This window comes from Rhizobacter sp. P2_G4, assembly GCF_056403575.1.
Map to the genome: position 1 here is coordinate 1 of NZ_JBFUFG010000030.1, position 2,600 is coordinate 2,600.

General features: G+C 57.0%; 3 protein-coding genes. 2 read left to right on the plus strand and 1 reads right to left on the minus strand.

The window, feature by feature from the left end:
- On the plus strand, positions 1–1,096 hold a 1,096-nt coding region (locus AC1DYS_RS32160), incomplete at its 5' end, for a hypothetical protein (RefSeq protein WP_477906151.1).
- Between the two features lie 287 nt (positions 1,097–1,383).
- On the plus strand, positions 1,384–1,749 hold the full coding sequence (locus AC1DYS_RS32165; protein WP_477906152.1) for an H-NS histone family protein: 366 nt from the start codon (positions 1,384–1,386) through the stop codon (positions 1,747–1,749).
- An 88-nt stretch (positions 1,750–1,837) separates the two neighbouring features.
- Here the strand turns inward: AC1DYS_RS32165 and AC1DYS_RS32170 are convergent.
- The coding region (locus AC1DYS_RS32170) for a hypothetical protein (protein ID WP_477906154.1) at positions 1,838–2,600 on the minus strand (763 nt) is incomplete at its 5' end.

Below are 2,600 nucleotides of genomic sequence, written 5' to 3' on the forward strand. Positions count from 1 at the left end.
GGTCGGGGGCGGGCTGGTCGTCTCGTTTACTCGGTCCATTTGCGCGGCGGCGCATCCGCATGCTTCCATCAGGATAAGGATGACAAAGCTCCGCATCCAATGGCACAACGTCGCCTCTGGGGCTTCCGTTCTGCCACGGCATATGCGCTTGAGCCGTCGATGTCTTCTCGCTTACGGGAAGCTAGACGCCAGCTCCCGAGAAGGGGTGAGCCATATCAAGACGGGCGTCGACGAGCAATCGCTGAATCCCATAACCGCCGGAGAGTTTGAAATGCACAGTGAAGCCAATGCGGACACCAAGGCCCAGCAAGATGCGGACTCCGAGAGAGTTCGCGARCACGTTTTCGACACCTACTTGAGCCTTCGCGGTGGAATGGGTTGGGTCGCCGCGCTTTTTCCAGTTGTCGTCGTACTCGTTGGCTTCGTGGACAACGGCTTCTTCGAGATTGAAGATTCGTTGAGTGCCTACTACTGGGCTTCAAGGAGCGGCTTTAACGTTGCGCGAATCCCCTTCGTAGGCGGGCTCTGGGCGCTGGGCGCATTTCTGTACCTCTACAAGGGCTTCACAACCTGGGAGAACGGGGCACTAAATGTGGCGGCGGGCTGCGCCATTGGTGTGGCTTGCTTCCCTATGGCTTGGACGTGTGACGGCTGCAATGGCTTCACTCCGCATGGACTGTTCGCCTTCGGGCTCTTCGGGTCTCTTGTCTACGTCGTGTGGTTTCGCTCGACTGACACGCTTCCCTTCCTTCCGAGTGGCCACTCCCCGGAAAGCTTTGCTAAAGGTTACGCGGCTTGCGCCTTGCTTATGTTGATTTCCCCTGTGGCTGCAGCTGTGCTCAATTGGTCGCTTCGTGGGACGTGGCTTGTCATACTGGTCGAGACGTTTGGCGTCTGGGCCTTCGCCGGGTACTGGTTCCTCAAAACAAAGGAACTCAAGTTGTCCCAGGTAACGCGGAAGGCGCTGGCGCTTGACCTGTCAGCCCCGATTGAAAAGCAGAAGTCGATTGGCCATGTGCTGATGAAGGGAGTGCCTCAAATGGGAGGGGAACGCGGGACGCTGGGGCCGCCTGCCTTGCAGCGTGTCGGTGACTGATGCCTGGTTAAACCGGGTGTCCAAGGACTGACTTCAAAAGGAGGCGAGGACGCCGCTATCGGCGATGCTTCGTGTCTCGTGACTACTTGTCTGCGACTCCCGGACTCGAGCGCCTTGTTCAGTGCGTTCGCCACACTCCATCCCATGTTCTTGGCGCCGAATGACGCCAAGGCCTCAGTTGTCGCGCCTCACGTCGGCAACCACGACCAAGAGGTTCGTGGTCTCCAGGATTTCCTACTGAACCAGGTCGGTGATTTAATCAATGCATACCAACTTCGCCGTTCCACATGACCAAGAGCCTCAAACAGCTGCTCGCTCAAATCGACTCTTTGCAAAAGCAAGCGGACCAGATTCGTCGCAAGGAAGTTGAAGGCGTTGTTGAGCGCATCAAGGAAGCCATCGCCCATTACGAGCTGACGGTTGAAGACCTTTTCGGCGAGTCTTCGAGCCGCGTTCGCGTCGCGCCGGTCAAGCAGAGCAAAGTCGTGAAAGGTCTTTCACCAAGGAAGAAGAAGTCACCTGTGGCGTTCCCGAAATATCACCTTGAAGGCCAGGCATGGAGCGGCCGGGGTCGTCGACCGAAATGGTTCGTCGATGCGCTTGCTGCCGGCAAGAAGCCGGAAGACATGTTGGTGCAAGAGTTTGTTAAGTAGCGATGTCTGCACCATTTGCCTGCGAATTTGCTGGGGCCCGACTTGGTGACTCGCCCGCAGCATCGGATGTTCTGACGAAGGCCAGCTTTTATCGCGGCATGTCGAAGGGCACCTGATGCTCTGGGATAAGTGAACCGCCAAGCAATGAGACTGTGCTCGTTCCATGGCGCACAACGACCAAGTCAGCAATCGTTGCGGTGATGCGTTGAGATTCGAAGCTTTGTATTATGACGGTATGCGATTTGCCGCGGCACTCTGCTGGGTTGCCGCACGTATGGGCGATTGGTCCACTTACCTTGTCGCTTGCACGAATCGAGATGATTCCGGCCCCGAAGAATACTCGGATTGGATTGGCGACGGCTGGAGAAATATGACGTGCCAGCCGAAGAAGAACGACTAACAAGTACCGGTTCAGCGCATAGCAAAAATCTGGGACGAGACGAGGCAAAACAAGTGTCACGACAAATGCGCCGTTTCGCAATTCCGGCCGAAACACCCCGTTAGCTAGGTCCTCGAGTTGTTCAGCACTGAACTGTTGAAGCTGGTCTTCCACGGCTTGGACGAACCTCTCCTGCCACTCCTTCAGTTCCCTTGTCAGTCCGGGTGCCGCCCGCCATGCATGTGCCCTACGCCCTCGGTCTTCTGCAGCGTGAACAACTGCAACGTTCAGCGCACGGGCGAACCTAAAGGGCGTTCGCGCGTTGTCAGCGGCATACTCAAGTCGCTCGACCAAGTCTTGCCCGAAGACACCTGTGGCGGCTCGCTGAAAGTCTTGCAACGCGCCATCACCACCACCAGAGACAAGAGCGCTTCGAAACGACACCTGAGTACTCGAAGACAGGCCGTCATCG